This window comes from Deltaproteobacteria bacterium, from assembly GCA_016210005.1.
Taxonomy (GTDB): Bacteria; Desulfobacterota; Binatia; order HRBIN30; family JACQVA1; genus JACQVA1.
In genome coordinates, this window is record JACQVA010000205.1 from 21969 (window position 1) to 27968 (window position 6000).

Annotated in this window: 2 protein-coding genes; both read left to right on the forward strand. The window is 62.5% G+C overall.

What is annotated here, in order from left to right; all coding sequences use genetic code 11:
* Nucleotides 1-398 precede the first annotated feature (398 nt).
* Complete coding sequence (locus tag HY699_20020) at nucleotides 399-4799, forward strand: hypothetical protein (GenBank protein ID MBI4518097.1); 4401 nt, start codon at nucleotides 399-401, stop codon at nucleotides 4797-4799.
* A gap of 240 nt (nucleotides 4800-5039) precedes the next feature.
* Nucleotides 5040-5279 carry a hypothetical protein gene (locus HY699_20025; protein MBI4518098.1) on the forward strand — a complete coding sequence of 80 codons (240 nt, stop codon included), beginning with the start codon at nucleotides 5040-5042 and terminating at the stop codon, nucleotides 5277-5279.
* The last annotated feature ends 721 nt before the right edge of the window (nucleotides 5280-6000 follow it).

The following is a 6000-nucleotide window of genomic DNA, read 5'->3' on the forward strand; positions in this document are numbered from 1 at the left end:
TTTCCAAACGGGGAAGTCAGTAGGGCAGGCTGTGCCGGCCGCGCCCGGAGTTGGCAGGCACAGCCTGCCCTACTACTACTCTTCATGGACAACCCGACTTTGTCCCTGGCACCCCGCATGGCCCCGAGCGCGCCCTTGACTCCACTGAGAACCCGGCACTATGGTCCCCAAGCTGAACAAACTGCTTGTTCGTCGAACGCGAAGGGAGGCCTCTAATGATACGCTCCTGCCGACGCCGCGGAGATTTCCGGGCCGCGCGATTTGTTGGAACTATGGGCTTGCTCCTGGTGCTCGCGGGATTAGCTCCGGCCGAGTCAAATGCAACCAGCCGGCCGGTGTACCGACCGACTGGGCAACCGCAGACGCTCGACGATCTGTTCGCCGCGGTCGCCGGGAAGGTGCCGGAATTCGGCGGCATGTTCCTGAGCGAAAATCAGCAGGCGCTCGAAGTATACCTGACGGACACAAGCGCGGAGACAGTCGCAGCGGCCCGAACCGCCATCATAGATGTCTTTGGTGCTGCAGTTATCCGCCAAGGCGGAATTCGTCCGCTCCACGGCGAGTATGGCTTCTTGCAGCTCAGAGAGTGGTACACCACGATGGCGGGGCCGGTGTTGGGCATTCCCGGCGTCGCCGCTACGGACATCGACGAGGCGGTCAACCGTCTGCAAATCGCCTTAGAAACGCCGGAGGTTGAAGCGGCAGTCCTCGAGCAGATAGCGGCGTTGGCCATCCCCCGCAATGCCGTCGTTACCGTCGTCACTGGGCCCACCCAGCCTCTCGTGCACACACTGCGAGACACCTATTCGCCCCGACAGGGCGGCTACGTCATCACCCGCCTCCTTCAGCCTTCCGGTATCGCCAGCTGCACGCTGGGGGCGAATGCACTCAGCCTAAACGCGCCCGGCTTTGTCACCAATTCGCATTGCACGGCCTCGTTCTGGGGTCTGGATGGCACGAACTTCTATCAAGCTTGCGGTTTCTACCCCGCTCAACTGATCGGCCTGGAAACCCTTGACCCCCCCGGTTTCACCGGTCTCGACTCGCAACACAGCATTACCTGCCCCGCAGGATTTCGGTGCCGCTACAGCGATAGTGCCTTCGCCAAGTACAATTCCGGGATCCAGTGGGATGCGGGACTTTTGGCTCGCACCACCGGGCTCACAACTTGGGATGGCAGCACCGCTCCTTCTGGGTGCCCGCCCTCGACGACTCCGGGCATCATACTCACGGCGGACCATTCGGCCACTTTTCGCATTACTGCGCCACCGTCTCAGCCTTATCTCCACGGTCTCAAACTGAACAAGGTCGGTATCACTACCGGATGGACGAGTGGCTCGATCGAGGGCACCTGCGCGGATTACACCGACGCCAACAAGAACGTCCGGCTATGTCAGTATACGGTCGGCAACCAGACAGATAGTGATCCGCTCAATGACAACTGGCGCATCGCCACCTTCGGCGACAGCGGCTCACCGGTCTTCCGCATCCATGATTCTCAATGTGGCTACGCCGAGCTCTACGGTGTTCTTTGGGGCGGCAACACTTTCAACAACAGCTTCGGGGCCAAGAAGTTCGTCTTCAGCCCGATTGGCGGCGTGTCATTTCAACAGACCGGTATTCAGTCCTCAAAGGACTTGGGACCGCTCAACTATCTGGCTCCGCCCGGCGCCTGCGGTTGTGTTCAGCCTCCCTCCGGCCTGGTCGCCTGGTGGCCGTTGGATGAGGCGGCCGGTGCCGTCGACGTCGTGGATATTGTGGCGGGCCACAACGGGACGCCGCAACCCGGAGGAGCCGTTGGCGCCCCCAATGGGCCTGATGCAGTCTCGGGACAAGTGGCGGGAGCGCTGCAAATGGGTGTCGGCCGCTACGTGGAGGCGGATGCCAACCTCAACTTCGACACCAGCGACTTCTCCCTGGATGCCTGGGTCAAGTTTAATCCGACGACGCAAACTGAACCGATTGTCCACAAATTGGATTCGAACGGCGGATACTTCTTGTATCTCGGGGCTACGACATCGGGCGGTCCGGCGGATCGCTTGTACCTACAGATTGGCTCCCAGACATTTTCGGGCCCACAAATTACCGCTGCCACCGGAACCTGGATCTTCGTGGCGGCTACGAGAGCCCGGCTCTACGTTGGCCAACCGGGCTTCCCGCTGATCTCGGCGGGCATCTCCGGAGGCGGCCTCAATGCGAGCAGCAACACCAATTTGCTGATCGGGGGGTGGACAGGGAACCCTCATGCGGGTCTCGCCATAGATGAATTGGAGATCTTCGATCGCTCGCTCGCAGAGCAAGAGATTCAAGACATCTTCGATGCGGGTGCCGCCGGCAAGTGCAAGGCTGAGATTTGCGCGGCGAAGTTCCACGATCTCGACGGCGATGGCGTCCAAGACCTCGACGAGCCTCCGCTTTTTGGATGGACCTTCGACATCGCGGACAGCCAAGGCAATCTCATGGGCAGCGTCACCACCGACAGAGAGAAACCGCCCTGCCTGGCGGTGGCTGCTCCCGGCACGTATACGGCCACCGAGCAACTTCAGTCCGGCTGGACGCCGACGACGCTGAACCCGCAAACAGCGACCGTGGTCTCGCCCGGCGAGATAGTGAATCTCAGCTTCGGAAATAAGATGACAGAAGGGTGCGACTTGACGCTGGCAAAGACCATAGATCCGGATCCGCCCGTGGCTGGCCAGCCGTTCGCGTTCGTGGTCGCGGTCACCAACGTGGGGAGCGCGCCATGTCCACCCACTACCACCGTAACCGATACTCTCCCGTCGGGTTTCGAGGTGTCACCGTCGTCCTTCAGCCCCAACAGCGCGGCCGGCTGGGTCTGTACTGCCCCGCCCGGCATCACTTGCACGAATTCTTCCTTGACCCTGCCGCCGCCCGAAAGCATCGTGGTGTTCTCCGTCGTTGGTACCGCCGCTGAGGACGTTACACGAATCCAGAACTGCGCGGCGGTCGCGAATGCGGATGACACGAACTCGGCGAACAACCGCGCTTGTGTGACCGCCGACATCCCGACTCCTACCCCCGTCGTGAGCCGGCCACCGACAGCAACGCCTACGCCACCGTGCGACGATCCGACTTCCGTGGTCATCTCCAGCGGGAGGAATGCGGTGCCCGTTGGGGGTAGCGACCAAGCCTGGTCGCTGATTGCGGCGCCGTCTGGGACCACAGGTTCTTCTTCCCCTCGCCCCGCAACGGTTATCGCTTCCAACCCTGCCTGGACCACGTTGCCTGACACGCAGTGGATCTCGGCTAACACTGAGTGCTCGAACACGGTCACGGCAGATTGCCCGGCTGGAACGTACTCCTACGAACTCTGCTGGGAGCAATGCGGTGCGCTCGGCTCGTCGCCGCTCTTGCAGGTTCTTGCGGACAACACGGCGACTGCCTCGCTTGACAAGATCCCCCTCGCGACGTCGCCGGCCGCTATCGGGTTTACGACTTCGGCGACCGTCCTGGGCTTCAACCCGGGACCGGGAACGCACAGCTTGCAGGTCGACGTCCACAATAATCCCTTCAGCGGAGGTGGTGGTACCGCCACCGGCATGAACTTCAGCGGCACCCTGAGCGGAGCCGTCCGGCTGGTTCGGTGCCCGAGCAGGCCCTGCGTCGGGGACTGCGACAGCGACGGCTACGCCACTGTCAACGAGCTGATTACGATGGTGAACATTGCGCTAGGCAACGCGCCGGTTTCGGCGTGCGCGAACGGCGACGCCGACGGCAGCGGCGATATCACGGTCGACGAAATTGTGGCCGGGGTGGTCAACGCGCTCGACGGATGCCCGCTGGCAAGGGCGATGGAGGGGGCCAATCAGGTTTTTCGCGCCGCTGTTGCTTCGGCTCTTCTGGAGGCGGCACAGCAAGCGATGGGGCAAGCTCAGCAAATTGCGGCCGGCGATTTCGTTGCGATTCCTGCCGATGATGACGCCAATTCCATCGTCGTCAACTCGCGCATCGTAGGGGTGGAGGATCTGACGCTCGATAAATTGGCGGAGGGCGCCGATGTGCTCTTCACGTTTCTGCGTTTGCCCGAGGGTTCCGCTTTGCCTTCAGGCTTTTACACCGTCCGGATTTTCCGCACGCCGGGAACAGCGCGGTGGCGGGCGCAGTTCACGAACCTGCAGGGCCGAGTGGCACTGGAGACAGACGCGCAAGTTGGTCCGGAAGAGCCCACTGAGCTGCGGATCAAACTCACCGGTGAAATTGATTTTGATGCAGGAACCGCCTGGATTGACCTCAAGTGGAAGAACAACAAAGCCAGAGTCGGTCTGCACATGGGCACGGGGGGTGCCGATCCAACGTCCCTACCGCCGGCAGGCCAGAGAATCGTAGAAGCAACCACGATCTTTCAGGCTACTATTAACAACTCCAAGAGCAACAACTTCAGGCTAATTATCGGGACAAGGGACGATATCCTGATCAGCCAAGCCATCGCTAGGGGTGTGGAGAGCCTGACAATGGAGCAACTGGCGCAGGGGCAGGACGTCTTCTCGCAATACTATCGCGGACCGGAAACTGACTCGATCCTGCCGGGTTTCTATGTGGTACGCATCCTCCGCAATCCAGCTGGGCAATGGCTCGCCCAAGTGGTGAACATGCAGGGGCGAGTGGTGAAGGAAGATGCGGTGATGGTGGAATCACATGAACCCGCGGCCGGCGTCTTGCTGTCGCTCGACGTCTCGGTCAGTTCCACCACCACCAGCCTCGTCCTCCCCCAAGGGATAGCCATCAGGGTGTCACGGCCGTGGGCGGGCGCGCCTTGGGGCTCTCGAAGCATGTTCTGACCCACTATCTGCGAAAGTCTTTGCGTGGCGCGACGATTTCACCGATCGTCGCGCCAGGCTACGGGCGAAGCCCACGCCGGACATGCCCGTTTCCGAAACGGCGCTGAAGAGTGGGGCCTGCCAACGGCCGGAGGCACCCTGCTACCCGCCGTTGGCAGGGGCTCTACGATCACCGACCTGCAAGCCTATGACGGGGGGTGCCCGGTTTGCTGGCATCGAACTTGATGTTGTCTTTGGCCCATGGACGTCCCGGTGCAGCGCAGGACCGAGTCCGAGGCTGCCATCTTGCAGCAGGAGAGTGCCCACATGGCCCACGATGCCGAGCTGTTACTCCCGTACGAAATCGCGATCGACGACGACACCATTCCCGCCGCCCCCAGCCCGCTGCTGGGCATAGTTGCGGGGGTGTTATTGAGCCTGGCGCTCTGGCTGCTGATCGGCTGCATCGCACTGGTGCTGCGCCTGCTTGGAGTCGGCTGAGGGCTCGCGCTGCGGCAGTTGTCGACGAGCACCGGCATCCGCACGGTGCGGGAGCAGCGGTCATACCGGCGTTTCTCATTAACCCCTCATACCGAGTAGCGGAGCGCAGGGAGAACACGCATACCCTCAACCGCGTCGGGCACCCGACATTGAACGAGGGCCGATCTCCGTTCGGACAAGCTAAACACCGGCAGGGGTGGGTTCTCATCACGCCCCGGCGTGGCGCACGAACGGCAGCGCCGCAGCCGCCCTGTCATCGCTGTCATGGGCTGTCATTGTGCGCCGCTTGACACACGACAGAGTTTCGCCGTATATTCGCCTTACTCAACCAGGAGGGCACGGATGACACCACAGCTCCCTCGCCCCGCATCTTCTCGCGGGGAGAGGGTCGGGGTGAGGGGTTCAATCGCGAGCAATCGCGAGCGCTGCTACCAACCTGACCCCGCATCTTTCCAGCAAGCCCCTCAGCCTCTGCCTAGCGCAGGCCCCGCCGGGAGCGCGGGCGGCGCGCAGGTGGCGCAGGCGCCCCCGCCTACGATCCCTCGCCTCGGTGGCACCGGCGGCCCCGCCAGTGGCGCAGGCCACTCTACCAGTGGTGCAGGCCCTTCGACGCAGCTCAGGACGGGCTTGGCCCGCAGCCCAAAGCTCGACAGGGGTATTCCGTCATGCCCGCAATCTTTAGAGCCTGCCCCCGCGAAGGCGTGGGGCGGGCATCCAGGGG